The organism is Pseudomonas sp. S1(2024) (assembly GCF_046557535.1).
Window position 1 is genome coordinate 1 of sequence record NZ_JBKGFP010000138.1, and the last position, 25,493, is coordinate 25,493.

Consider the following 25,493-nt stretch of genomic DNA (forward strand, 5'->3'; position numbering starts at 1 on the left):
CCGCTTGTGTCTTGATGGGGGATTAGAATTTGGAGTGAGAGCGGTGAATGGCAAGCTGAATGCCGTAGGTGCCTTGAGCACGTGTGGGAGCAAAAGCTGCCATTCACCGTTCCACTTTGGCGAGAGCCCGAACAGTTGGATGCGGCTCTGATCTCGAATCACAAGCGTGGGCCAAGCCAAAGTCCTCTCACTGTTTTGAGTTTAGGAGGTTTTGGTGATGGCTTCCTTCTTGGGTATCGATGTTTCCAGTCTCTCCCTTGATGCTGCGGTGCGGCCACAGGGCATCAAAATGCATTTAAGCAATGATCCAACAGGGTTTGAGGCGCTACTGGAGAGCCTTCGCAAGCTCAGTATCAAACGCGTCCTGTTAGAGGCGACGGGTGGCTACGAGCGAGATGTCATGCGTTTTCTACAGGACGCTGGCTACAAGGTCATACGCGTCAATCCCAGGCGAGCCAGGTCATTCGCTGACTCTTTAGGCATCAAGGCCAAGACTGACGCCATCGACGCCGAGGTTCTGGCGCACTATGCCGAAGTCATTCCAGATCAACCCTCTCTACGAGTCAGCCCCGAACGAGCGCTTCTGCGAGAGTTGCTTCAGCAACGTGATCGGATGGTTCAACAGCGAGATGACGACCTGCGGCGCCTGAAGCAGGTGCAATCGACTGCAGTTGCTAACTACCTGAATGCCAACCTGAAACACTTCAAGGCGCAGATCAAACGGGTTGAGTGTGAGATCGAACAGCAAATCGCGATGCTGAACGACGAACGGGTTGCCCAGCTGATCAAAGTGAAAGGCATTGGGATGGTGACGGCGGGCAAACTAATAGCGCTGCTGCCGGAGCTAGGTCGGGTTGAATCCAGAGAAATTGCCTCCCTGGTTGGGGTGGCGCCCTTCAACCACGACAGCGGGAAATTCATGGGCAAGCGCTCTATCTCTGGCGGGCGATTTGCGGTCAGGCGATCGCTGTACATGGCATGCCTTGTGGCGATGAAATACAACCCAGCACTCAAGGCTCGTTATCAGTCACTGCGGGAGCGCGGAAAACTTCCCAAAGTCGCTATCGTGGCCTGCATGAGAACGTTCATCGTGCGGTTAAATGCCATGCTCAGAACGGGTACATCATGGCTCGATCTAGTGCTACCGCAGCCTGAAAGTACAACGTAAATCCAGAACGCAGCGTGAGCCGCGTGGAAGCGGGCTTGCCCGCGAAGCCAACACCGTGGTGGATGGCACGGGCTTCGCCCGTGTTCGCGGGCAAGCCCGCTCCCACAGGGATCGCGCCAGCTTTTTGAAATTGAGCAAGACAGTTGCTCCCACAGGGACCGCATCGCCCTCAGGCTTGGTGCGATCCTTGTAGGAGCGGCTTTAGCCGCGAAGAGGCCGGTACAGGCAACAAATATCAGCAGTCGGTCAACTCCAGAAAAATCGCCGCCAACCGCTCCAGCCCCACCTGATCCGCCTCACTGAAGCGCCCAAGCTTCGGGCTGTCCAGGTCCAGCACACCAATCAACCTGCCCTCCTTCACCAGCGGGATCACCAGCTCGCTGTTGGACGCGCTGTCACAGGCAATGTGCCCCGGGAACGCATGCACATCCTCTACCCGCTGGGTCTGCCGGGTGGCCGCTGCCGCCCCGCACACGCCTTTGCTGAATGGGATGCGCACGCACGCCACCTGGCCCTGGAACGGGCCCAGCACCAGTTCTTCGTTGCGGTTGAGGTAGAACCCCGCCCAGTTCAGGTCGTCCACCTGGTTATAGAGGAACGCCGAAAACTGCGCGGCATTGGCGATGAAGTCACGCTCGTCGGCAAACAGCGCCTGCACTTGCGCCGCCAGCAGGTTGTAGCCGTCGAGGCCGGCGCCACTGGCATTGAGGTCGATCATTTACTTTTGCTCCAGCAATTGCAGCCCGACCCAGTAGCGGGCGAACTGATAGGCACAACGGCCATTACGGTTACCGCGGCCGGTGGCCCAGCGCACGGCGAGGATGTCGAGTTCTTCGCTGCGCTGCCAGGCCAGGCCGGCAGTTTGCGCGAGCTGGCCGATCCAGTGCTCGACCACGTTCAGGAAGTGTTCCTGGGTGAAGGGGTAGAACGACAGCCACAGGCCAAAACGGTCGGACAGGGCAATCTTGTCTTCCACCGCTTCACTGGGGTGCAGCTCGCCGTCCACGCGCTTCCAGTTCTCGTTGTCGCTCTCCTTTTCCGGCACCAGGTGGCGGCGGTTGGAGGTGGCGTACAGCAGCACATTGTCGGGGGCCTGCTCGAGCGAGCCGTCGAGCACGCTCTTGAGCACCCGGTAGTCGCCCTCCCCGGCTTCGAACGACAGGTCGTCGCAGAACAGGATGAAGCGTTGCGGCAGCTTCTGCAGCTGCTCGACTACACGCGGCAGGTCGGCCAGGTGATCACGTTCGATTTCGATCAGGCGCAGGCCGGCACCGGCATGCTCGGCCAGCAAGGCACGTACCAGCGACGACTTGCCGGTGCCGCGCGAGCCCCACAGCAGTGCATGGTTGGCTGGCATGCCGTTGATGAACTGATGGGTGTTGCGGCCCAGCTGGTCACGCTGCAGGTCGACGCCGATCAGGTCGCTGAGGCGAATGTCCAGGCTGACCTCCAGCGGCAGCAGGTAGCCGCTGCGGCCATCGCGCTGCCAGCGCGCGGCCAGGGTGGTGGCCCAGTCGATGTTCGGGCGCTGGGCCGGCAACAGGGGTTCGAGGCGGGCCAGTACCGATTCGGCGCGGTCCAGGAAAGCAATCAAGCGAGCGTCCATGACGACTCCTACGAATTTCAGTTTTTTGGGGCCGCTGCGCGCCCCTTCGCGGGCTTGCCCGCTCCCACAGGTACACTGCAAATCTCGAGGGCAGTGATATACCTGTGGGAGCGGGCAAGCCCGCGAAGGGACGCAAAGCGGCCCCCGCTTGGCAATCAACTGAAATGAACAGACAGACCCACCAGCAGCCGGGGCTATTCGGCTATGCTTGCGCAGCGCAAGGGACGTGAAACCGGCTCGGGACACATGGATATCAAGTTCACCAATCGCCTGTCATACAAGCAAGCCCGGTTGACAGTCCTGGTCGGCTTCATCCTGGGAACATTGCTCAGTCTCATCCAGATCGGCATCGATTATGCCAGCGAAGACGCGTCCATCAACCGTGAAGTACGCGCCTTGCTGCAAATCAGCCACAACCCGGCCTCGCGCATCGCCTACAACATCGACTCGGAACTGGCGCTGGAGCTGACTCGCGGCCTGCTGGAGTCGCCGGCCATCATCCGTGCGCGGCTGATCGACAACAACGAAACGGTACTGGCCGACGTCGAACGGCCGCGCCTGGAGGACCGCTACCGGCCACTCAGCGACTTCCTGTTCGGCGATCAGCGCCAGTTCAAGGAACGCCTGTATCTGACCCACATGCCCGAGGAAAACCTCGGCACCCTCTACCTGGAGGTGGACACCTACGCCTTCGGCAGCCGCTTTCTCGACCGTGCCGGGATCACCCTGCTCAACGGCTTCGCCCGCAGCCTGGTGCTGACCGGCATCCTCCTGGCGCTGTTCTACATGATGCTGACCAAGCCGCTGGTGACGGTAATTGGCGCGCTCAGCGGCAGCGACCCGCGCAAACCCACGCAAACCCGCCTGCAATGCCCACCCGGACATGAACATGACGAAATCGGCGTACTGGTAAGGGTCGCCAACCAGCAGTTCGTCAGCATGGCCACCGAGATCGATCAGCGGCGCACCGCGGAAAACCGCCTGACCCAGTACCTCAACGAGCTGGAAGATATCGTCTCGGCACGCACCAACGAGCTGAAGGCCAGCAACAGCAGCCTGAGCCTGTCCAACCAGGAGTTGGAAGAAGCCCGCCGCCGGGCGCTGGACATGGCCCAGGCGCGCGCCGCCTTCCTCGCCAACATGAGCCACGAAATCCGTACCCCGCTCAACGGCATGCTCGGCATGATCGCCCTTGCCCTGGACAGCCCGCTGCCCAGCGAGCAACGCCAGCAGCTGGCGATAGCCCATGACTCGGGCAAGGTGCTGGTGGAGTTGCTCAACGATATTCTCGACCTGTCCAAGTTCGATGCCGGCCAGCTGGAGCTGGAGCGCATTCCGTTCGACATGGGCTCGATGGTCGAGGACACTGCCAACCTGCTGTCGCAGAACACCGCGCAAAGCGTGGAGCTGACCTGCCTGATCGCCCGCGACTTCCCCAGCAGCGTGCTTGGCGACCCCACGCGGGTACGGCAGATCGTCAGCAACCTGCTGTCCAACGCCCTCAAGTTCACCCGCTTCGGCCGCGTGGATGTGCGCCTGTCGACCATCGTCGGCGGTGTGCGCCTGGAAGTGCGCGACACCGGCATCGGCATCCCCGAAGAAGCCCAGGCACGGATCTTCCAGCCATTCACCCAGGCCGGCGCCGGCATCACACGCCAGTACGGTGGCACCGGCCTGGGCCTGGCGCTGACACGCAACCTGTGCAAGGCCATGCAGGGCCACCTGCACATCAAGTCCGACCCTGGCTTCGGCAGCCGCTTCACCGCCGAACTGCCACTGGCCGTGCACACCGAGGCCATTGCGCCAGCACCGTTGCACGGGCGCGTGGCGGCGCTGAGCACGGCCGGCAGCGGGCTCGATGAACTATTGCAGGACCTGCTGCCTGCCTGGGGCCTTGCCTACCAGCACCATGACAGCTGCGCGGGGCTCGACGCCACGGCCATCGACCTGCTGATCACCGACAGCCTGGACCACCTGTTCGAACTGCGCCCGGCATTGAAAACACCGATCTTGCTGGTGACCGCCTACGGCAACTTCCTGCCCAGCGAACAGTCGGTCGCCCTCGCCCCCCTGCACCAACTGGCCCGGCCGCTGGCGCGCAACGCCCTGTACCAGACCTTGCGCCGCACCTTGCAGGGCCATGAGCCCGAACACCCGCTGGCGACCCCGGCCATCATCCTGGAACAAGGCCGCGCGCGCATCCTGCTGGTGGAGGACAACCCGGTGAACCAGCTGGTGGCCAAGGGCATGCTGGCCAAGCTCGGCTGCCAGGTACAGCTGGCCACCCAAGGCGCCGAGGCCCTGGAGCTACTGGAACAGGACGAATTCGATCTGGTCCTGATGGACTGCAACATGCCGGTGATGGACGGCTACGAGGCCAGCCGGCGTATCCGCCAAAGCGGTCGCTGGCCCGACCTGCCAATCGTCGCCCTCACCGCCAACGCCATGCCCGAAGAGCGCGAGCGCTGCCGGGCAGCCGGCATGAACGACTACCTGGCCAAGCCGTTCCGCCGTGAAGAGCTGCTGGCGCTGGTCGACCACTGGGTGCCGGTTAACGGCTGAGCAGGCGCTCGATGTCCGCTTCCAGGGCCTGCGGCTTGGTGGTGGGGGCGTAGCGCGTTACCTGGCCAGAGGCCGGGTCGACCAGGAACTTGGTGAAGTTCCACTTGATCTTCTGGCTGCCCAGAATGCCCGGGGCGCGCTGCTTGAGTTCGACGAACAGCGGGTGGCTGCCGGGGCCGTTGACCTCGACCTTGCGGAACAGCGGGAAGCTCACACCGAAATTGCGCTCGCAGAACTGGGCAATTTCCCGTGCATCGCCCGGCTCCTGCTTGCCGAACTGGTTGCAGGGGAAGCCCAGCACCACCAGCCCGCGCGCGCGATAGGCCTGCCACAGTTGCTCCAGGCCCTTGTACTGCGGGGTAAAGCCGCACTGGCTGGCGGTATTGACCACCAGCAGCGCCTTGCCGGGGAAGTCGCCGAGCTTCTTGTGCTCGCCGCCCAGGGTCACGCAGGGGATGTCCAGTATCGATCCAGCCATGGTCGGGCTCCGGTCAGTCGCGCGGGCGCAGGTCGATGCACACCGAGTTGATGCAGTAGCGCAGGCCGGTCGGTGGCGGGCCATCGGGGAACACGTGGCCCAGGTGCGCATCGCAGCGGGCACAGGTGACTTCGGTGCGGATCATGCCGTGGGAGGTGTCGCGAATCTCGATCATCGCGCTTTCCTCGATGGGTGCGTAGAAGCTCGGCCAGCCGCAGCCGGAATCGAACTTGGTCTGCGCATCGAACAGCGGCAGGCCGCAGCAGATGCAGTGGTAGATGCCGTCGCGGCGCTCGCTGTTGTACTTGCCGCTGAACGGCCGCTCGGTACCCTTGAGGCGGCATACCTGATACTGCTCGGGGTCGAGCATCGACTGCCATTGTTCCAGGGTTTTCACGATCTTTTGCATGTAGGGACCTCGGCAGGCTGAATTTCACTGCGCACCGTCTTTTCCGGGGCGCGGGTGGCACGTATATTAGTTGGCTTCGTGTGCCAGGCGTTCAGTCTGGCACCCGCTTCCTGCCCTTTCAAACCTTTCGGCGGGGCGTAGCGCGTTTTCTCAATCGGGATCCCATCATGCAGTTCAGCAAATCGAACAAGCTCGCCAATGTCTGCTACGACATTCGCGGCCCAGTGCTCAAGCACGCCAAGCGCCTGGAAGAGGAAGGCCACCGCATCCTCAAGCTGAACATCGGCAACCCGGCGCCGTTTGGCTTCGAGGCGCCTGACGAAATCCTCCAGGATGTGATCCGCAACCTGCCCACCGCGCAGGGCTACAGCGACTCCAAGGGCCTGTTCAGCGCCCGCAAGGCGGTGATGCAGTACTGCCAGCAGAAGCAGATCGAAGGCGTCGGCATCGAGGACATCTACCTGGGTAACGGCGTGTCCGAGCTGATCGTGATGTCGATGCAGGCGCTGCTCAACAACGGCGACGAAGTGCTGATCCCTGCCCCCGACTACCCGCTGTGGACCGCCGCCGTGAGCCTGGCCGGCGGCAAGCCGGTGCACTATCTGTGCGACGAGCAGGCCGACTGGTTCCCCGACCTTGAGGACATCAAGGCCAAGATCACCCCGAACACCAAGGCCCTGGTGATCATCAACCCGAACAACCCGACCGGCGCGGTGTACTCCAAAGAGCTGCTGCTGGGCATGCTGGAACTGGCCCGCCAGCACAACCTGGTGGTGTTCTCCGACGAGATCTACGACAAGATCCTGTACGACGAAGCCGTGCACATCAGCACCGCCTCGCTGGCCCCCGACCTGCTGTGCCTGACCTTCAACGGCCTGTCCAAGTCGTACCGGGTGGCGGGCTTCCGCTCCGGCTGGCTGATCATCTCCGGGCCCAAGCACCACGCGCAAAGCTACATCGAAGGCATCGACATGCTGGCCAACATGCGCCTGTGCGCCAACGTGCCGGCCCAGCATGCCATCCAGACCGCGCTGGGCGGCTACCAGAGCATCAACGACCTGGTGCTGCCACCCGGCCGCCTGCTGGAGCAGCGCAACCGCACCTACGAGTTGCTGAACGACATCCCGGGCGTTAGCTGCGTGAAACCGATGGGTGCGCTGTATGCATTCCCGAAGATCGACCCGAAGGTTTGCCCGATCCACAACGACGAGAAGTTCGTGCTCGACCTGCTGCTGTCGGAGAAGCTGCTGATCGTTCAGGGCACGGCGTTCAACTGGCCGTGGCCGGACCACTTCCGCGTGGTCACCTTGCCGCGGGTGGATGACCTGGAGGCGGCGATTGGCCGGATCGGCAACTTCCTGCGGACTTATTCGCAGTAAGTACCGGCCTCATCGCCGGCAAGCCAGCTCCCACAGGATCTCCACAGGCCTGAAGATTGTGGGGTCCCTGTGGGAGCTGGCTTGCCGGCGATGGGCTGCAACGCAGCCCCAAAAATCCCATGGAATGTTTCTTACATCCTGCAACGCTCTATCCCACAGCCCCCGCGCCATCCTCTGCCATACTCCGCCGTACACAGTTTGAAATAGTCGCCCGATTGAATCGGCACGGCCGGCCCCTTATATACCCCGCAGTAAGCGACAACTCATCCGTCAGGAGAACGTAACAACCATGATGCGCATTCTGTTGTTTGTAGCCACCAACCTCGCGGTGGTGCTGGTTGCAAGCATTACCCTGAGCCTGTTCGGTTTCAACGGGTTCATGGCCGCCAACGGGGTCGACCTGAACCTCAGCAGCCTGCTGGTGTTCTGCGCCGTGTTCGGCTTTGCCGGCTCCCTCGTTTCGCTGTTCATCTCCAAGTGGATGGCGAAGATGACCACCGGTACCCAGATCATCAGCCAGCCGCGCACCCGCCACGAGCAGTGGCTGCTGCAAACGGTCGAAGAGCTGTCCCGTGAAGCGGGCATCAAGATGCCCGAGGTGGGTATCTTCCCGGCGTACGAGGCCAACGCCTTCGCCACTGGCTGGAACCGCAACGACGCACTGGTAGCCGTGTCCCAGGGCCTGCTGGAGCGTTTCTCGCCCGATGAAGTGCGCGCAGTGCTGGCCCACGAGATCGGCCACGTGGCCAACGGCGACATGGTCACCCTGGCGCTGGTGCAAGGCGTGGTGAACACCTTCGTGATGTTCTTCGCGCGCATCATCGGCAACTTCGTCGACAAGGTGATCTTCAAGAACGAAGAAGGCCAGGGCATTGCCTACTACGTGGCGACCATCGTTGCCGAGCTGATCCTGGGCATTCTGGCCAGCATGATCGTGATGTGGTTCTCGCGCCGCCGCGAATACCGCGCCGACGAAGCCGGTGCACAGCTGGCCGGTACCGCAGCAATGATCGGCGCCCTGCAGCGCCTGCGCGTGGAGCAAGGCCTGCCGGTGCACATGCCCGACACCCTGAAGGCCTTCGGCATCAATGGTGGCCTGAAGCACGGCCTGGCCGGGCTGCTGATGAGCCACCCGCCGCTGGAAGACCGTATCGAGGCCCTGCGCCGTCGCGGTTGATCCAACCGGTAAAAACAAAGGGCGACTTCGGTCGCCCTTTTTTGTGCTTGCCTGCACCGGCCCCTTCGCGGGCTTGCCCGCTCCCCCAGGTACTCCCCCCCACCCTCCAACCGTGGGGTGGTTGTGGGGGGGGGTGAGCCCGCGAAAGGGCCGGAACAGGCTACACACCTGTCATCGGCTAACCCGGTACACCCGCTCCAACAAACTGGAAGCTCCGGCCTGCAGGAACTTCGGGCTTTCCTCAATCACCTCCACAGCCTCCAGCTCATCCACCTGCCACCCGGTAAACCCCTGCCGCAGCTCTTCATCCCCGACCGAAAACGGCGGCCCGCCCAGCAAAGCCTGGTCATAATCCAGAGTCACCACCACCCCCTGGCAACCCGCCGGCAGCAAGCCCGACAACAACTGCATGTAAGCCACACGCATCTGCGGCGGCAAGGCAATCAGCGCCGCCCGGTCATACAGCCCCGCGCAGTCGCCGATATCCTCTGCCTCCAACGCAAAGAAATCCCCACACCAGAGCTCCACGTTACCACTGCGCCAAACTTCGAAAACCCCGCGCTGTTGCACCTCGGCTTCAAGCCCATGCTCACGGAAGAATGCCTCCACCGCTTGCCGCGACAACTCTACGCCCAACACGCGATACCCCTGCCCGGCCAACCAGGCCAGATCCAGGCTCTTGCCGCACAACGGCACCAGCACGCGGCTGCCCGGCGCCAGGCCAAGCGTTGGCCAGTACCTCTGCAGATAGGGATTCACCTGTGCCTGGTGAAAGCCGATCTGGTTGTCGGCCCACCGCTGCTGCCAGAACGCTGGCTCCATGATCACTCCTGATTTTTAGATGGTTTGTCGGTAAAAGTTGGTTTGGATTTCGATCTGTAGTTGATCGAAGATGATTGCATCTTAACCGTCAGGACCCCGCCATGCTGCCCAGCCTGTTCATTTCCCATGGTTCTCCCATGCTTGCCCTGCAACCCGGCGCCAGCGGGCCTGCGCTGGCAGGGCTTGCCAACGCCCTGCCCCGGCCGAAAGCGATCGTGGTGGTGTCGGCGCACTGGGAAAGCCGCGAACTGCTGGTTACCGGCAGCGCACAACCAGAGACCTGGCATGACTTCTACGGCTTCCCACCGGCGCTGTATGCGGTGCAGTACCCGGCACCGGGTAACCCCACCCTTGCCGGCCAGGTCAGCGAATTGCTGCAGGCTGCCGGGCTGACAGCCCGGCTGGACGCGCAGCGGCCGTTCGACCATGGTGCCTGGGTGCCGCTGTCGCTGATGTACCCGGATGCGGGTGTTCCGGTGGTGCAGGTTTCACTGCCCAGCCATATGGGGCCGGCGCTGCAGGTCAAGGTAGGCCAGACGCTGGCGGGTTTGCGCGATCAGGGCGTGCTGTTGATCGGTTCGGGCAGCATTACCCACAACCTGGGCGAACTGGACTGGCATGCCGGGCCGGATGTGATCGAGCCATGGGCACTGGCGTTCAGGGATTGGGTGGTGGAAAAGCTTCGGGCGAATGACCAGGAAGCGTTGCTGGGTTATCGGCAACAGGCGCCGTTTGCGGTGCGTAACCATCCCAGTGATGAGCATTTCCTGCCGCTGTTCTTTGCCCTGGGGGCTGGCGGCAAGTTCGGTATGGTGCACCAAGGGTTTACCCTGGGGGCGTTGGGGATGGACATTTATCGGTTCGACTGAAGGGCCTCTTCGCGGGCTTGCCCGCTCCCACAGGTCCTCCACAGGCCTTGAGAGCTGTGATGCACCTGGGGGAGCGGGCAAGCCCGCGAAGAGGCCGGCACAGGCAAAAAAAATCCCCAGCCAAAGCCGGGGATTTTTTTATTGCGCCAGGATCAATCCTCGCGGTAGCGACGCAGCTTCAGCTGCTTGCCGGCCACGCGGGTGTCCTTGAGCTTGGACAGCAGCTTCTCCAGGCCATCTTCCGGCAGCTCGACCAGGCTGAAGCTGTCGCGCACCTGGATGCGGCCGATGGCGTCACGAGCCAGGCCACCTTCGTTGAGGATCGCGCCCAGCAGGTTCTTGGCAGCGATGCCGTCACGGGCACCCAGGGCAGTACGGCAACGCACACGGCCTTCGGCCAGCGGCATCGGCGCACGGCGCTCGCGGTCACCACGCTCCGGACGCTCGCCACGCTCACCACGTTCGGTACGCTCACCACGCGGGGCGAAGCTCGGCACCAGCGGCTGCTCACGCTCTACCGCAGCCAGGTCCAGCGCCTGGCCATTGGTGGCCTTGCGCAGCAGGGCAGCAGCCAGGGCACGCGCGCTGCAACCCAGGTCGGCGGTCAGGCGGTCGAACAGCTCGCCGTGGGTGGCTTCTGCTTCGGCAACCAGTGGCGCCAGGCTCGAGGTCAGCTTCTTGATGCGGGCATCCAGCACGGCCTGGGCATTCGGCAGGCGGGCTTCGGCAACTTTTTGCCCGGTTACACGCTCGATCACCTGCAGCATGCGGCGCTCACGCGGGGTGACCAGCAGCAGTGCACGGCCATCGCGACCGGCACGGCCGGTACGGCCGATACGGTGTACGTAGGACTCCGGGTCGTACGGCATGTCGACGTTGAACACGTGAGTGATGCGCGGTACGTCCAGGCCACGGGCAGCGACGTCGGTAGCGACAACGATGTCCAGGCGGCCATCCTTGAGCGAGTCGATCACGCGCTCACGCTGGTTCTGGGCGATGTCGCCGTTCAGCGCGGCAGCCTTGTAACCCTTGGCTTCCAGCGCGGAGGCCAGGTCCAGGGTGGCTTGCTTGGTACGCACGAAGGCGATCAGCGCGTCGAACTCTTCCACTTCCAGCAGACGCAGCACAGCCGGGATCTTCTGGTCGGCGTGGACCATCAGGTGAGCCTGCTCGATCGCGGTAACGGTCTGGGTCTTGCTCTGGATCTTGACGTGCTTGGGCTCGCGCAGGTGGCGTTCGGCGATCGAACGGATCGACGACGGCAGGGTGGCGGAGAACAGCACGGTCTGGCGGCTGGCCGGGATGGCATCGAAGATCACTTCGAGGTCGTCCATGAAGCCCAGCTTGAGCATCTCGTCGGCCTCGTCCAGTACCAGGTACTGCACGGTCGACAGGACTTTTTCGTCACGACGCAGGTGGTCGCACAGACGGCCAGGGGTGGCCACGACGATTTGCGCGCCGTTGCGGATCGCACGCAACTGTGGGCCCATCGGGGCACCACCGTAGACGGCGACCACGTTCACGCCCGGCATCTGCTTGGCGTAGGTTTCGAAAGCGGTAGCAACTTGCAGCGCCAACTCACGGGTTGGCGCCAGGATCAGGGCTTGCGGTTCGCGCTTGCTCACATCGATCTTGTTGAGGATCGGCAGGGCGAAGGCAGCGGTCTTGCCGGTGCCAGTCTGCGCCTGGCCGATCATGTCGTGACCGGCGAGGATGATCGGGATCGATTGTTGCTGAATGGCGGACGGCTCTTCGTAGCCGGTCGCCAGAACGGCAGCAACAATATTCGGATTGAGATCGAGAGCGGCGAAGCCGCCGGTTTCCTGGGTCATGGGTCTGCCTCTAGGTGCATCCGCAAAGACCCATGCTCCAAAGCTGCACAAGCCATGAAAGACCGACAGGTCACCCAGGCAGCTTTGGCGGCGGGGATTTGCGAAAACGATTGAAAAAGAAAACGTGGGAAAGTCCGCCTAGCGGACGTGCAGCCGAAGCTGGACTCGGAGGGTTTGCACCACCTGATTTTGCGGTCCGCTAAAAGACCGGCGCGTACTATACCCGAAATCGTGCGCAGACGTGAGGAATATTTTCAGGGTGCCTGGCCAGTGTCGGGCCATCAATCACCTGGAGCTGAATCGATAATTCTTTATTGCCTGTACCGGCCTCATCGCCGGCAAGCCAGCTCCCACAGGGACAGCGCATGGCTCGAGGCCAACGCGGTCGGTGTGGGAGCTGGCTTGCCGGCGATAGGGCCAGCAGCCTCGCCACAGATTCATCAGGTAGCCGGGCGAATCTCGCGGATCAGCCCCTCGAGGCTGTACCCCAGGCGCGGCGCCAGCGCCTGGGCCCGGGCTTTCAGCCCATCCAGGTCCAGCGTCTGCTCCAGGTCCGCCGGCACCAGCAGGATCACATTGCCCTCCTTCACCGGCAGCTCCCAGTAATGCCGGTGGTACAACCCGCGCAGCAACGCCGCGCCCAGCGGCTTGCCGTCGTCGGTGGCCCACTGGTTGATCACCAGCCAACCACCCGGGTTCAGTTGCTGCTGGCAGTTTTCCAGGAAGTTCCACGCCAGGTGGCCCACCCCCGGCCCATGGTCGGTGTACAGGTCGACGAACAGCAGGTCGGCCTTCTCCGCCGTGGGCAACAGCTCCAGCGCATCGCCGATGCGTACATACAGCCGCGGATCGTCGTCAAGGCCCAGGTACTCCATGGCCAGGCGCGGTACGTCCGGGCGCAGTTCGATGGCCTCGATGTCGTCCAGCGGCAGGAACTTCATGCAGGCCTGGGTCAGCGTGCCGGCACCCAGGCCGAGAAACAGCGCGCTCTCCGGCTGCTCGTGGCACAGCGCCCCCACCAGCATGGCGCGGGTATAGTCGTACTCAAGCCAGCTGGGGTCGGCCGTGAACACGCAGCTCTGCTCGATTGCATCGCCGAATTCCAGAAAGCGGTAGTCGTCGACTTCATACACGCTGATGACGCCAAAGGCGTCCTGCACCCGTGCCAGTAGCCGCTCTTCCCGTTCCGCCGCCATGCTCACCACCTACCCGCACAAAAACGCGCATTGTCCGCCAACACCCTCGATGCAACAAGCGCAGCGCCAACTGTTACCATGGCCCATAGCCTACAACCGACAAGACCGAGCCCGAGATGAACCAACCGTGGAGCCCCGACAGCTGGCGCGCCCTGCCGATCCAGCAGCAACCGACCTACCCCGATGCCGCGCACCTGCTGAAGGTCGAACAGACCCTGGCCAGCTACCCGCCGCTGGTGTTCGCGGGCGAGGCGCGCGAGCTGCGCCGGCAGTTCGCCGAGGTCACCGAAGGCCGCGCCTTCCTGCTGCAGGGTGGCGACTGCGCCGAGAGCTTCGCCGAGTTCTCGGCGGCGAAAATCCGCGACACCTTCAAGGTGCTGCTGCAGATGGCCATTGTCATGACCTTCGCCGCCGGCTGCCCGGTGGTCAAGGTCGGGCGCATGGCCGGGCAATTCGCCAAGCCGCGCTCATCGGGCGATGAAACCATCGGCGACATCACCCTGCCCGCCTACCGTGGCGACATCGTCAACGGCATCGGCTTCGACGCGAAAAGCCGCATCCCCGACCCGGAACGCCTGCTGCAGGCCTACCACCAGGCCACCGCCAGCCTCAACCTGCTGCGCGCCTTCGCCCAAGGCGGGTTCGCCGACCTGCACCAGGTGCACAAGTGGAACCTGGACTTCATCGCCAACTCGGCGCTGGCCGACAAGTACCACCAGCTGGCCAACCGCATCGACGAAACCCTGGCATTCATGCGCGCCTGCGGCCTGGACAGCGCGCCGCAGCTGCGCGAAACCAGCTTCTTCACCGCCCACGAAGCACTGCTGCTGAACTATGAAGAAGCCTTCGTGCGCCAGGACAGCCTGACCGGCGACTACTACGACTGCTCGGCGCACATGCTGTGGATCGGCGACCGCACCCGCCAGCTGGACGGTGCCCATGTGGAGTTCCTGCGCGGCGTGCACAACCCGATCGGGGTCAAGGTTGGCCCCAGCATGAACCCCGAAGAACTGATCCGCCTGATCGACACGCTGAACCCGGCCAACGACCCCGGGCGCCTGAACCTGATCGTGCGCATGGGTGCCGGCAAGGTCGGCGACCACCTCCCGGGGCTGATTCGCACGGTCGAACGCGAAGGGCGCAAGGTGCTGTGGAGCTCCGACCCGATGCATGGCAACACCATCAAGGCCAGCAGCGGCTACAAGACCCGCGATTTTGCACAGATCCTGGATGAGGTGAAGCAGTTCTTCCAGGTGCACCAGGCCGAGGGCAGCCACGCCGGCGGCATCCACATCGAGATGACCGGGCAGAACGTCACCGAATGCATCGGCGGCGCCCGGCCGATCACCGAGGATGCGCTGTCCGACCGGTACCACACCCACTGCGACCCGCGGATGAATGCCGACCAGTCGCTGGAGTTGGCGTTCCTGATTGCCGAAACCCTCAAGCAGGTGCGGCGCTGAGCAACGCCTGGCGCAACTGACTGCCCTCGGTACGCGGGCAGTTAAGATGCACCTTCTCCAGCCCCAGCCAGCTGGCCAGGCGCAGCAGGTTGCCAGCCAAGGCCTGGTAACCCTCTTTGTCCAGGCCCGCTGCCTCGACATGCACGGCGTGCACTGCCAGTTGCCCCTGGGCGCGCTCGGCGCGCAGGTCCACGCGCGCGCCGATGCGTTCGCGGTACAGGAACGGCAGCACGTAGTAACCGTACACCCGCTTGTGCGCCGGGGTGTAGATTTCCAGGCGGTAGCGGAAGTCGAACAAGCGCTCGGTACGGCTGCGTTCCCAGACCAGTGAATCGAACGGCGACAACAGCGCGCTGGCCTCGATGCGCCGGGGGATGCGCGGCGCGCCGGCGCAGTAGGCAAGCTGCTTCCAACCCTGCACCTCGACCGCTTGCAGGCGGCCATCAGCCACCAGTTCGGCCAGTGCCGCTTTGCCCTGCCCCGGGTCCAGGCGGAAGTAGTCGCGCAGGTCGCGCTCGGTGGCTACGCCCAGGGCGGTGGCGGCGTGCAGCATCAAGCCCTGATGCGCCTCGGTCTCGCTGGGCAGTGGCTGGTCGAGGATCGACCTCGGCAGGACCTTTTCCGGTACATCGTAGAGCCGCTCGAAGCCGCGCCGCCCAGCGACCGTCACCTCCCCTGCGGCGAACAGCCATTCCAGCGCGTGCTTTTCCTCGCTCCAGTCCCACCAAGGGCCAGCCCGCTCTTCGCGGGTGGACAGGCTGCCCGCGCCAAGGGCGCCCTGTTCGCGGACCGCTGCCAGTACCCGAGCGATAACGTCCTGGCGTTCACGGCCAAACTGCGCGAGCTGGCGATAGATGCCACGACCATCGGCGGCCTGGGCCATGCGCCAGCGCAGCAGTGGGTACAGGCTCAGCGGCAGCAGCGAGGCTTCGTGCCCCCAGTACTCGAACAACAGACGTTGGCGGCCACGGCCCCAGGCGAGCTGGTCGAGGGCGGCAGGCGAGTAGCTGCCCAGGCGGGAGAACAGCGGCAGGTAGTGGGAGCGGACCAGGGCGTTGACCGAATCGATCTGCAACACGCCCAGGCGTTGCAGCATGCGTTTGAGTGCCGGCAGGGTCGGCGCCGTTTCCGGCTGTTTGCCGAAACCTTGGGCAGAAAGGGCCAGGCGGCGGGCCTGGTTGATGGACAGCTTGAGGGACAAGCCTGAACTCCTTGTAGTGTTTGACCCGGCCCTTTCGCGGGCAAGCCCGCTCCCGCAATTGTGCAGCACCTGTAGGAGCGGGCTTGCCCGCGAATAGGCCGGTAATTCCACCGACAAACTTAGCCTATTTCCGCAACGGATCATCCCAGAAATGCCGCTCGGCCTCCTGCTGGATATCCGCCCGGCTCAACCCCAGGTCGTGCAGGGTCGCATCACTCAGGCTGGCCAGTTCCTGGCGCTGGCGGTACAGCTGCAGCCATCGCGCAGGGCGCTGCAGGGCGGCATGCCACAGGTGGTTCAGGGAAAAGGCAGGTTGCTGGATGCTGCTGACATGACCTTTCATCGTGAAGCCCTCCGTGTTGATGGCTCCAGTCTCCTGCCAGGCATAAGATCAATCCAACGAATGTTTCTGATGCCATGCATCTCGGAGATTGATGCAATGTCCCAGTACCAGAGCCTCGACGCCGACGTACTGCGCACGTTCGTGGCCATCGCCGAGCAGGGCGGCTTCACCCGCGCCGGCGAGGTGGTCAACCGCACCCAGTCGGCGGTGAGCATGCAGATGAAACGCCTGGAAGAGGACATCCTCCAGCGCCAGCTGTTCGAGCGCGATGGCCGCCAGGTGCGCTTGACCGCCGAGGGCCAGGTGCTGCTCGGCTATGCGCGGCGCATCCTCAAGTTGCATGGGGAAGTGTTCAACACCCTGCGCATGCCGCACATGGTCGGGGTAGTACGCATCGGCACGCCGGACGACTATGCCATGCGCTTTTTGCCGACCATCCTGTCGAGCTTTGCCCAGGCTTACCCGCTGGTGCAGGTGGAGGTGCATTGCGACTCCTCCAAACAACTGATGCTGCGCCAGGACCTGGACCTGACCATCGTCACGCGTGAGCCGGGCAACGAGATTGGCCAGCTGCTGCGCCAGGAACGCCTGGTCTGGGCCGCCGCGGAAGGCTTCTGCCCGCAGGAGCAACGCCCCATGCCGGTAGCCTTGTTCAACACCGACTGCTTCTGCCGGGCCTGGACCTGCAATGCCCTGGAGGCCCAGGGCATCGACTACCGCATCGCCTATACCAGCCCGAGCCTGGCAGCGATCTTTGCCATCGTCACCGCTGGGTTGGCGGTGACCGCACAGTTGCAGAGCCTGATTGGCGGGAATATCCGCATTCTGGGCGAAAACGAAGGGTTGCCGCAGTTACCGGTGGCCAATGTAATGCTGGTGCGCAGTACCCAGAACCCTTCGCCGATTACCGATTGCATGGCCGACTACATTGTCGAAGGGTTCAAGTAACTTGGGGCTGCTGCGCAGCCCATCGCGGCACAAGGCCGCTCCCCCCAAAGGACGCGATTCCCCCTATGAGAGGAACTTTTTCTTTCAGGAAGAAGAGTCAGCTCCGAAAGGTAGACGCACTCCCTTGGGGGAGTGTTTTTGTGTCGCGATGGGCCGCAAAGCGGCCCCAAAATCTCAAAGCTCGAACCCGAGCATCACCGCACACCCCACCAAAAACACACAGAACATCGCCCGCAACACCTTCTCCGGCAACGCATGGGCCAATTTCACACCCCAACTGATACTCAGCAGGCCGCCCACCGCCAATGGAACCCCCACCCCCCAGTCAACACTGTGGTGCACCCCATAGGTCACCAGGGTTACCAAGGTACTCGGCGCCGCCAGCGCCAGCGACAGCCCCTGCGCCACCACCTGGGTGGTACCGAACACACTGGTCAGAATCGGCGTGGCTACCACAGCCCCACCCACCCCGAACAAGCCGCCCATCGTCCCGGCAAAGCTGCCCAGTACACCCAGCCAAGGCCAGGCATAGCGCAACTCGGCGCTGGGCGGCGTTACCTTCATGAACATTCGCGCAACGTTCCACACCGCCAGGGCCACCAGGAAGCCGACGAAGCCCAGGCGCATGGAATGCGCATCCAGCCCGACCGCCCAGATCGACCCCAGCCAGGCGAACCCGAAGCTGCACAGCGACAGCGGTACCGCATGGCGCAACTCGATGCGGTTACGCTGGTGATAACGCCACAGCGCCAGCAGCACATTGGGCACTACCATCACCAGCGCCGTGCCTTGCGCCAGTTGCTGGTCCAGGCCGAACAGCACGCCCAGCGCCGGAATCGCGATCAGCCCGCCGCCAATGCCGAACAGGCCACCCATGGTCCCCAGGGCTGCGCCCAGCACGATATACAACAACCACTCGATCATCAGGGGCCTCATCCGCCTTTACACATAATGCGAGCATGCTAACGATTGCGGGCTGGCGGGGAAACGCACAGCAGCGCACAATGGCTGTGCGTTTTTCGCAAAAGCAAGGCAGCCATGAGCCCCGATACCCTGACCGACCAGCTAAGCCTGTTCCTCGATGTGCTGGAAACCGGCAGTTTTTCTGCCGCCGCCCGCCGCCACCCGCTGACCCCGTCCGCCGTGGCCCGGCGCATCGACAACCTGGAAAGCGCCGTGGGCAGCCGCCTGTTCACCCGCAGCACCCACGCCGTGCGTGCCACACCTGCCGGCAACGCCTTTGCCGAACGGGCCAGGCGCATCATCGAGGAGCTGCGCCTGGCCCGCGCCGAAGCGGTGTCGCTGAGCAATGCCCCCGAAGGCCTGATCCGCATCGACGCCCCCGCCGCATTCGGCCGCCGCCACCTGGCCCCGGCCATCGCCGATTTCCTGGTCGCCTACCCGGGCCTGGATGTGCAACTGCGCCTGATCGACAGCTTCGTCGACCTGCATGGCAGCCACCTGGGCGAGGTCGACCTGGTGCTGCGCGCCGGCCCCCTGGCCGACACCCGGCTGGTCGCCACGCCATTGGCCTACATGGTGCGCATCGCCTGCGCCAGCCCGGCCTACCTGGCCAGCCGCGGCATGCCCAGCTGCCCCAGCGAGCTGCCAGGGCACGACGGCCTGGACTGGGACGGCCTTGCGCCACCATTCGCCTGGCGTTTCAACGTGGCCGGGCAAACCCGCCTGTACCGCCCCTCACGCATGCGCATGGCCGCCAACAACGCCGAAACCCTGCTGTTCGGCGCGCTCGCAGGCTTAGGCATAGCCCACCTGCCTACTTGGCTGATCAGCGAATACCTGCTGCGCGGCGAGTTGATACCGTTGTTTTGCGACGGCGGCTTGCCCAAAGCGGAAACCAGCGGTATTTACGCACTTCGCCTGGAACATGAAACGAACTCTCGCAGCCGTTTGCTGCTCGAATTTCTCAAGAGCCGCTTCAGCCCGATTCCACCCTGGGACCTGGCCTTGCGCAGTGAGCTGCGCGAATAAAGCGCGCACTAACGATCCGCGTGCCAGACTTTCCCATTGATTACCTTCAAGGACCTGCATGAACGCCGACACCCAAGCCTCCTGTGACGAGCTGCTGCTGGACAACCAGGTCTGTTTCGCCCTGCACTCCACCTCGTTGCTGATGACCAAGGTCTACAAACCGCTGCTGCAGGCCCTGGGCCTGACCTACCCGCAGTACCTGGCCATGCTCGTGCTCTGGGAGCACGATGGCCTGACCGTAGGCGAGATCAGCCAGCACCTGCTCACCGACCCCGGTTCGCTGACACCGCTGCTCAAGCGTCTGGAGAGCGAAGGCCTGCTGCAGCGCAACCGCAGCCGCGAGGACGAACGGGTGGTACTGGTGCAGCTGACCGACAAGGGCCGCGCCTTGCAGCAGCAGGCCAAAGAAGTGCCGCAGTGCATCCTCAAGGCCAGCGGGCGCAGCCTGGAACAGCTGCAACAACTGCAGGCCGACCTGCTGGCGCTGCGCGAGAACCTGCAGAAAACCCTCTGACAGCTATGCTGTGCGATGGCCGTTCAGATGAACGGTGATGATTTATCTTGCGCACTAACTAATTGCGCGCTAATTTAAATCCCACACCAACCCGCGCCCTCCTCCAGACGGGGAGCGCACAGCACATTAGCGAGGCTCAAGATGCAAAAGGTCACTCCGCTGTACATCGCAGAAGCTACCTCCACCGGTGGGCGCGACGGCAAATCCCGCTCCAGTGACGGCAAGCTGGTAGTCAGCCTGAGCACCCCCAAGGAACTGGGCGGCGCAGGCGGTGACGGCACCAACCCCGAGCAGATGTTCGCCGCCGGTTACTCGGCGTGCTTCATCGGTGCCCTGAAGTTCGTGGCCGGGCAGGAGAAAAAAGCCCTGCCGGCGGACGCCTCGATCACCGCGAAAGTGGGCATTGGCCAGATTCCAGGTGGTTTCGGCCTGGACATCGACCTGCACATCAACCTGCCGGGCCTGGCCCAGGCCGATGCCGAAGGGCTGGTGGAAAAGGCGCACAAGGTGTGCCCGTACTCCAACGCCACCCGCGGCAATGTGGATGTGCGCCTGCACGTGACCGTATAAGGCTTGCAGCCGCTCCTACAAGGGAAGCGTGCCGCGGCCTGGAAGTTTGCAGGCAAGAAAAAACCCGGCCTAGGCCGGGTTTTTTGCGTTTCACAAGAAGGATTACTTCTTGGAACGGCCTTTGAAGCTGTTGTCGCGAGTGTCGATATCGATCCACTCGTCGATCTGGATGAAGTCGGCAACCGAGATCTCGGTACCGTTCTTCAGCTTGGCAGGCTTCATGACCTTGCCCGAGGTGTCGCCGCGTGCAGCGTTCTCGGTGTAGACAACCTGGCGGCTGATGGTGGTCGGCAGTTCAACCGATACCAGGCGGCCTTCGAAGAACACGGCTTCGCAGACGTCTTCCATGCCTTCTTCGATGTACGGCAGAACGGCTTCGATGTCCTCGGCGTTCAGTTCGTACATGGTGTAGTCGGTGGTGTCCATGAAGGTGTATTCGTCACCGTTGATGAACGACAGGGTCGCTTCTTTGCGATCCAGGATCACGTCGTCCAGCTTGTCGTCTGCACCGTAGACGGTTTCGGTCTTGTAGCCGGTCAGCAGGTTCTTCAGCTTGGTCTTCATGATCGCGCTGTTACGGCCCGACTTGGTGAACTCAGCTTTTTGAACCAGCCACGGGTCGTTGTCGATCCGCAGGACGGTACCGGGTTTCAGTTCTTTACCAGTTTTCATTACGAAGTATCCGAATCTGGATGGATTTATAAAAATCGAGGCCGCGTATCATAGCGAATTTCGGTAAAAGTGTACTAGCGCTGTGGCAAGGTCCGGCTGAGCGGCCTGTCGCGCTGCCCAAAGCCGGGCATGCTGCTGCAGTTCCGGCCAGTGCTGGCGGGCCGCCTGCCAGGCCTGGCCCATGTCGCGGTCCATGTTCCAGGCACGCCACAAGCCAAGCAGGGCGGCATCGGCATCGTCTGACAACCCGTGTCGATAATGCGCGAGAAACGCTTCGAGCTTTTCCCAATGGGCATTCTCGTCCTGCACGTAGATGTGCCACAGCATCGGCTGCCCGGCCCACTGCGCGCGCACGAACGAGTCTTCGCCGCGCACGGCATTGAAATCACAGCTCCACAGCAACCGGTCGTAGTCGTCCTGGCTGACGAAAGGTAGCACCTGCACGGTCAGCGCCCCTCGCTTGCGCACGCTGCCCACTTGCAGTGTCGCCTCGCCAAGCCACTGGCCGAGCCCCGCGACAACGCGCCCTTGCGGCACCAGCAGGTGGCAAGGTTGCTCGCCTGAGGCCAAGGCATCAAGCCAGTTGCCCAGTTGCGGGTTTTCGTAGGCGAACAGGGAAATCAGCAACGCCCCCGCTTCAGGGTTTACGCCAAGCCCCTGCAAGAAGGCCTGACGTGCGCCTTGCTGGAACGCATCACGCCGCGCCAGCAGCGAGCCCTCGCGCAGCAAGCCACCGGTCTTTTCGGTAAAGCCGGGAAAGAAAAATACCTTGCGCAAGCCATTGGGCTGCGGCGAAGGCAAGCCATGGCAGCCCTCCACCCAGTCCTCGGCACTGAGGTATTCGAGGTTCAACCACAGCGGCGGCGCGGCGCGAGCACGCATTGCCTCTACATAAGCTGCTGGCAACTGGCAGGCGAAGGCACCGATTACCACATCAGCCGGCGCCACCGGCAACCAGGTCACCGGCCACTGGCGCACTTCCACACCGTGTTGCCACTGCTCCGGGGCGGTGGCATCGGCCCCGGGGCACATGGGCGTGAACGCATTGAGGTCATCCACCCACAGCCGCACTGCCAGGCCGTGCTCGGCCACCAGCTGCCGGGCCAGGCGCCAGGTCACGCCTATATCGCCGTAGTTGTCGACGACGCTGCAGAAGATGTCCCAGGTGGCTTTCATGTGCCCTGCCCTCGCCCAGCGGAAAAACCGCGCATTCTGCGCATAAATTGTCGCCGACAAAAGCACCTGCGCGGAAAAATGCCCAGGCGCATGCGACAATGCACCCCGAACACCCTGCCAGGAGGCTGCCATGCCGCGCCACCGTGAACTGAAGATCACCCTCAAGCCGCTGCCGTTGATCGTGTGCGTTGCCCTTGGCCTGTGGCTGGGCGCCGTGGCGATCGCCGCCAGCCTGTGGCTGGCCCTGCAACTGTGGCCACAGCAGGTACAGCCACTGGCCCAAGCCGTGGCCCCCGCCGCGTACCGGCCTGCCGCGCCGCCAGCGCCAGCCCCTGCGGCGGATGCCCAGGCGGAAATGTTCGAACGCTACAAGGACATCCTGCACAAGCAGGAGCTGCAACAGGCCGCCGAGGCCGCCCAGGGCAACCCGCGCAACCTCAACAGCCCCAAGTGCCAGTTCTGGCTGCAGCAGAACCGCACCGCGCCCACCGACAAAAGCCAGGCCAACGTGCTGGAGTTCTGTTACTGACCATGGACAAGCCCAGCCTGCTGGCACAGATCGTCGCCACCCTCGAGCATGACCAGGATGTGCTGACCCGCGCGGCGCAAACCGCGTACGAAGCCGCCACCGCCGAAGAGAACATCGCCGAGAACAAGTACGACACCCTGGGCCTGGAAGCCTCGTACCTGGCTACCGGCCAAGCCCGCCGCAGCGCCGAGATCCGCAAGGCGCTGCTGACCTACCAGCAACTGCTGCTGCGCGATTACGACCCGGCACGCGGGGTGCAGGTGAGCAACCTGGTAACGCTGGAGGATGAAGATGGCGGGCAACGCCGACTGTTCCTCGGGCCCGAGGCGGCGGGGTTGAAGATTGGCGAGGGGGATGGGCTGGTGACGGTGATTACCCCGCGCTCGCCGCTGGGGCAACAACTGGTCGGCAAGAAGGTTGATGATGAGGTAAACCTGGGGGCACAGGCATTGTTCATTGTTGATGTTGTCTGAACCGGCCCTATCGCCGGCAAGCCAGCTCCCACAGGATTACCACAAGCCCAAATACTGCGGGGTACCTGTGGGAGCTGGCTTGCCGGCGATAGGGCCGCTACAGGCAATACACATCTAAAGGATTTGCAAGGCATCGAACCGCCGCGCCAACCCCTGCTCTTCGAACTGTTCCACCACAAAATCGATAAACGCCCGGGTCTTGCCCGGCAACAGCTTGTGCTCGGCGAAATACAGGCTGATATGCCCATCGTCCACATACCAGTCCGGCAGCACCCGCTGCAGCCGCCCGCCTTCCAGGTACGGCACTGCAAACGGCAGGCTCACCAAGGCAATCCCCAAGCCCTGCTCGGCCACCGCGCAAGCCGCATCCGAATCGCTCATGGTCATCGTCTGGCGCAACTGCAATGGCTGCTGCACCTGCCAACGGCTGGTCAACGGCCATGACCGCACCCGCCCAGTCTGCGGCGAGCGGATCAGGATACCGTCATGCCGTTGCAATACCTGCGGGTCGTCGATCGGCGCGTGCCGCCCCAGGTACGCCGGCGCCGCCACCAGCACCCTGTGCGCCGGGGTCAGCTTGCGAGCCACCACCCCTGGTGGCAAATCGAAGCCTCCACCAATCGCCGCATCGAAGCCTTGGCCGATCAGGTCGACCTGGCGGTTGTCGAAATGCCAGTCCGGAGTAATGGCCGGGTAGCGACGCAGGAACTCGGCCAGCAATGGCAACACATACAAGCGCCCGAACACCGTACCCATGCTCACCCGCAACAAACCGGCCGGCTGGCCTTCGCTGCTGGCCAGGTTGGCCACGGCGTACTGGATGGTGCGGAAGCTGTCACTGACCTCCCCCAGAAATCGCTGCCCGGCCTCGGTCAGGGTCAACTTGCGGGTACTACGCTGGAACAACCGCACCCCCAGGCGCGCTTCCAGCTGGGCAACATGCTTGCCCACGGCAGCCGGGGTAATGCTGAGGCGCCTGGCGGCCTCGGCAAAGCTGCCGACTTCGGCACTGCGGATGAAGCATTCCAACGCGTTGAACGATTCCATGGCCATGATTGGCAACCAAAGGTTTACTCTGCTGATAGTGATTGCCATCTTATCAGCAGGTAATCAAGCGCCGATACTGCGCCCATCCAAGGCATTCCGGCCTGGCTTCCAGCAGGAGATCAGCATGTCCAAGCAACATACCCTCGAAGGCAAAGTAGCCCTGGTACAGGGCGGTTCCCGCGGCATTGGTGCAGCCATCGTGCGACGCCTGGCCCGCGAAGGCGCACAGGTGGCCTTCACCTATGTCAGCTCCGCCGGCCCGGCGCAGGCGCTGGCTGAGGAAATTACCGAAAACGGCGGCAAGGCCCTGGCCCTGCGGGCCGACAGCGCCGACGCGGCGGCCGTGCAACTGGCCGTGGATGACACTGTGAAGGCCTTCGGCCGGCTGGATATCCTGGTCAACAACGCCGGTGTGCTGGCGGTAGCACCGGTGACCGAATTCGACCTGGCCGACTTCGACCACATGCTGGCGGTGAACGTGCGCAGCGTATTCGTCGCCAGCCAGGCCGCTGCGCGCTACATGGGCCACGGTGGGCGCATCATCAACATTGGCAGCACCAATGCCGAGCGCATGCCGTTTGCCGGCGGCGCCCCCTATGCCATGAGCAAATCGGCGCTGGTCGGCCTGACCCGCGGCATGGCCCGTGACCTGGGGCCGAAAGGCATTACCGTGAACAACGTGCAGCCAGGGCCGGTGGACACCGACATGAACCCGGCCAGCGGCGAGTTCGCTGACAGCCTGATCCCACTGATGGCGATCGGGCGCTATGGCGAAGCGGATGAGATTGCCAGCTTCGTGGCTTACCTGGCGGGGCCTGAGGCGGGGTATGTCACTGGGGCCAGCCTGACGGTCGATGGCGGGTTTGCTGCCTGATTGAAGGGTTGCCTGTTCCGGCTTCTTCGCGGGCGCGCCCGCTCCCACAGGTACTGCGCGATGCCTGTGGGAGCAACTGTCTTGCTCAATTTCAAAAAGCTGGCGCGATCCCTGTGGGAGCGGGCTTGCCCGCGAACACGGGCGAAGCCCGTGCCATCCACCACGGTGTTGGCTTCGCGGGCAAGCCCGCTTC

At 63.5% G+C, this 25,493-nt stretch carries 25 protein-coding genes and 1 pseudogene; 13 read left to right on the forward strand and 13 right to left on the reverse strand.

Going from position 1 to position 25,493, the window contains the following annotated elements; all coding sequences use genetic code 11:
- Positions 1-217 precede the first annotated feature (217 nt).
- Positions 218-1,168 carry an IS110 family transposase gene (locus ACLCGK_RS32220; RefSeq protein ID WP_075047071.1) on the forward strand — a complete coding sequence of 317 codons (951 nt, stop codon included), beginning with the start codon at positions 218-220 and terminating at the stop codon, positions 1,166-1,168.
- A gap of 235 nt (positions 1,169-1,403) precedes the next feature.
- Here the strand turns inward: ACLCGK_RS32220 and ACLCGK_RS32225 are convergent, their stop codons facing one another.
- Together ACLCGK_RS32225 and ACLCGK_RS32230 are read right to left on the reverse strand one after the other, a co-directional pair.
- Positions 1,404-1,886 (reverse strand): GAF domain-containing protein, encoded by a 483-nt coding sequence (locus tag ACLCGK_RS32225; protein WP_003260813.1) that lies wholly within the window; start codon positions 1,884-1,886, stop codon positions 1,404-1,406.
- Entirely contained in the window at positions 1,887-2,774 is an 888-nt protein-coding gene (locus ACLCGK_RS32230) for an ATP-binding protein (protein ID WP_015269384.1), read from the reverse strand.
- 204 nt (positions 2,775-2,978) lie between these two features.
- Between ACLCGK_RS32230 and ACLCGK_RS32235 the strand changes: the two genes are divergently transcribed.
- Positions 2,979-5,336: a response regulator gene (locus ACLCGK_RS32235; RefSeq protein ID WP_410953650.1), complete on the forward strand. Its 2,358-nt coding sequence runs from the start codon at positions 2,979-2,981 to the stop codon at positions 5,334-5,336.
- Here ACLCGK_RS32235 and ACLCGK_RS32240 read toward each other — a convergent pair.
- Together ACLCGK_RS32240 and msrB are read right to left on the reverse strand one after the other, a co-directional pair.
- Entirely contained in the window at positions 5,326-5,814 is a 489-nt protein-coding gene (locus tag ACLCGK_RS32240) for a glutathione peroxidase (protein ID WP_015269382.1), read from the reverse strand. The two genes, ACLCGK_RS32235 and ACLCGK_RS32240, sit on opposite strands and share 11 nt — an antisense overlap.
- Positions 5,815-5,827: 13 nt before the next feature.
- Positions 5,828-6,223: a peptide-methionine (R)-S-oxide reductase MsrB gene (gene msrB / locus ACLCGK_RS32245; RefSeq protein ID WP_410953651.1), complete on the reverse strand. Its 396-nt coding sequence runs from the start codon at positions 6,221-6,223 to the stop codon at positions 5,828-5,830.
- 167 nt (positions 6,224-6,390) lie between these two features.
- Between msrB and ACLCGK_RS32250 the strand changes: the two genes are divergently transcribed.
- Positions 6,391-7,602 (forward strand): pyridoxal phosphate-dependent aminotransferase, encoded by a 1,212-nt coding sequence (locus ACLCGK_RS32250; RefSeq protein ID WP_023661072.1) that lies wholly within the window; start codon positions 6,391-6,393, stop codon positions 7,600-7,602.
- A 289-nt stretch (positions 7,603-7,891) separates the two neighbouring features.
- Positions 7,892-8,779: a protease HtpX gene (gene htpX, locus ACLCGK_RS32255; protein WP_023661073.1), complete on the forward strand. Its 888-nt coding sequence runs from the start codon at positions 7,892-7,894 to the stop codon at positions 8,777-8,779.
- A 171-nt stretch (positions 8,780-8,950) separates the two neighbouring features.
- Here htpX and ACLCGK_RS32260 read toward each other — a convergent pair whose 3' ends face one another.
- Positions 8,951-9,601 carry a thiopurine S-methyltransferase gene (locus ACLCGK_RS32260; protein ID WP_410953652.1) on the reverse strand — a complete coding sequence of 217 codons (651 nt, stop codon included), beginning with the start codon at positions 9,599-9,601 and terminating at the stop codon, positions 8,951-8,953.
- 101 nt (positions 9,602-9,702) lie between these two features.
- On the opposite strand from ACLCGK_RS32260, the gene ACLCGK_RS32265 reads away from it, so the two are divergent.
- Positions 9,703-10,470 (forward strand): DODA-type extradiol aromatic ring-opening family dioxygenase, encoded by a 768-nt coding sequence (locus ACLCGK_RS32265; protein ID WP_410953653.1) that lies wholly within the window; start codon positions 9,703-9,705, stop codon positions 10,468-10,470.
- Between the two features lie 152 nt (positions 10,471-10,622).
- On the opposite strand, the pseudogene ACLCGK_RS32270 reads toward ACLCGK_RS32265, so the two are convergent.
- Positions 10,623-12,336: pseudogene (locus ACLCGK_RS32270) on the reverse strand (DEAD/DEAH box helicase).
- Between the two features lie 406 nt (positions 12,337-12,742).
- Complete coding sequence (locus tag ACLCGK_RS32275) at positions 12,743-13,498, reverse strand: spermidine synthase (RefSeq protein WP_015269377.1); 756 nt, start codon at positions 13,496-13,498, stop codon at positions 12,743-12,745.
- 116 nt (positions 13,499-13,614) lie between these two features.
- Between ACLCGK_RS32275 and ACLCGK_RS32280 the strand changes: the two genes are divergently transcribed.
- Positions 13,615-14,961 (forward strand): class II 3-deoxy-7-phosphoheptulonate synthase, encoded by a 1,347-nt coding sequence (locus ACLCGK_RS32280; protein ID WP_003247094.1) that lies wholly within the window; start codon positions 13,615-13,617, stop codon positions 14,959-14,961.
- On the opposite strand, the gene ACLCGK_RS32285 is transcribed toward ACLCGK_RS32280, so the two are convergent.
- Both ACLCGK_RS32285 and ACLCGK_RS32290 read right to left on the reverse strand, forming a co-directional pair.
- On the reverse strand, positions 14,942-16,162 hold the full coding sequence (locus tag ACLCGK_RS32285; protein ID WP_410953654.1) for a winged helix-turn-helix domain-containing protein: 1,221 nt from the start codon (positions 16,160-16,162) through the stop codon (positions 14,942-14,944). The two genes, ACLCGK_RS32280 and ACLCGK_RS32285, sit on opposite strands and share 20 nt — an antisense overlap.
- Before the next feature lie 124 nt (positions 16,163-16,286).
- Positions 16,287-16,505 carry a DUF1127 domain-containing protein gene (locus ACLCGK_RS32290; RefSeq protein WP_013971536.1) on the reverse strand — a complete coding sequence of 73 codons (219 nt, stop codon included), beginning with the start codon at positions 16,503-16,505 and terminating at the stop codon, positions 16,287-16,289.
- A 96-nt stretch (positions 16,506-16,601) separates the two neighbouring features.
- Here ACLCGK_RS32290 and ACLCGK_RS32295 point away from each other — a divergent pair, with 96 nt between their 5' ends.
- Complete coding sequence (locus ACLCGK_RS32295) at positions 16,602-17,453, forward strand: LysR substrate-binding domain-containing protein (RefSeq protein WP_015269374.1); 852 nt, start codon at positions 16,602-16,604, stop codon at positions 17,451-17,453.
- Positions 17,454-17,627: 174 nt separating this feature from the next.
- On the opposite strand, the gene ACLCGK_RS32300 is transcribed toward ACLCGK_RS32295, so the two are convergent.
- Positions 17,628-18,377 (reverse strand): sulfite exporter TauE/SafE family protein, encoded by a 750-nt coding sequence (locus ACLCGK_RS32300; protein WP_285690187.1) that lies wholly within the window; start codon positions 18,375-18,377, stop codon positions 17,628-17,630.
- Positions 18,378-18,491: 114 nt separating this feature from the next.
- On the opposite strand from ACLCGK_RS32300, the gene ACLCGK_RS32305 reads away from it, so the two are divergent.
- The 3 genes from ACLCGK_RS32305 to ACLCGK_RS32315 all read left to right on the forward strand — a co-directional run bounded on the left by ACLCGK_RS32305 (position 18,492) and on the right by ACLCGK_RS32315 (position 20,529).
- Positions 18,492-19,445 carry a LysR family transcriptional regulator gene (locus ACLCGK_RS32305; protein WP_013971533.1) on the forward strand — a complete coding sequence of 318 codons (954 nt, stop codon included), beginning with the start codon at positions 18,492-18,494 and terminating at the stop codon, positions 19,443-19,445.
- A gap of 58 nt (positions 19,446-19,503) precedes the next feature.
- Positions 19,504-19,959 carry a MarR family winged helix-turn-helix transcriptional regulator gene (locus ACLCGK_RS32310; protein ID WP_003260416.1) on the forward strand — a complete coding sequence of 152 codons (456 nt, stop codon included), beginning with the start codon at positions 19,504-19,506 and terminating at the stop codon, positions 19,957-19,959.
- Between the two features lie 141 nt (positions 19,960-20,100).
- Positions 20,101-20,529, forward strand: coding sequence for an organic hydroperoxide resistance protein (locus tag ACLCGK_RS32315; protein ID WP_013971531.1), 429 nt, complete (start codon positions 20,101-20,103; stop codon positions 20,527-20,529).
- Between the two features lie 102 nt (positions 20,530-20,631).
- Here the strand turns inward: ACLCGK_RS32315 and efp are convergent, their stop codons facing one another.
- Positions 20,632-21,201 (reverse strand): elongation factor P, encoded by a 570-nt coding sequence (efp, locus tag ACLCGK_RS32320; protein ID WP_013971530.1) that lies wholly within the window; start codon positions 21,199-21,201, stop codon positions 20,632-20,634.
- Between the two features lie 48 nt (positions 21,202-21,249).
- Positions 21,250-22,377, reverse strand: a complete 1,128-nt coding sequence (gene earP, locus ACLCGK_RS32325; RefSeq protein ID WP_410953655.1) for an elongation factor P maturation arginine rhamnosyltransferase EarP — start codon at positions 22,375-22,377, stop codon at positions 21,250-21,252.
- Between the two features lie 130 nt (positions 22,378-22,507).
- Between earP and ACLCGK_RS32330 the strand changes: the two genes are divergently transcribed.
- Both ACLCGK_RS32330 and ACLCGK_RS32335 read left to right on the forward strand, forming a co-directional pair.
- Complete coding sequence (locus ACLCGK_RS32330; RefSeq protein ID WP_410953656.1) at positions 22,508-22,906, forward strand: hypothetical protein; 399 nt, start codon at positions 22,508-22,510, stop codon at positions 22,904-22,906.
- A gap of 2 nt (positions 22,907-22,908) precedes the next feature.
- On the forward strand, positions 22,909-23,379 hold the full coding sequence (locus ACLCGK_RS32335) for a transcription elongation factor GreAB (protein WP_410953657.1): 471 nt from the start codon (positions 22,909-22,911) through the stop codon (positions 23,377-23,379).
- Between the two features lie 114 nt (positions 23,380-23,493).
- Here ACLCGK_RS32335 and ACLCGK_RS32340 read toward each other — a convergent pair whose 3' ends face one another.
- Positions 23,494-24,432, reverse strand: a complete 939-nt coding sequence (locus ACLCGK_RS32340; RefSeq protein ID WP_085590083.1) for a LysR family transcriptional regulator — start codon at positions 24,430-24,432, stop codon at positions 23,494-23,496.
- 118 nt (positions 24,433-24,550) lie between these two features.
- Here ACLCGK_RS32340 and ACLCGK_RS32345 point away from each other — a divergent pair, with 118 nt between their 5' ends.
- Positions 24,551-25,300, forward strand: a complete 750-nt coding sequence (locus ACLCGK_RS32345) for a 3-oxoacyl-ACP reductase family protein (protein ID WP_410953658.1) — start codon at positions 24,551-24,553, stop codon at positions 25,298-25,300.
- Positions 25,301-25,493 lie beyond the last annotated feature (193 nt).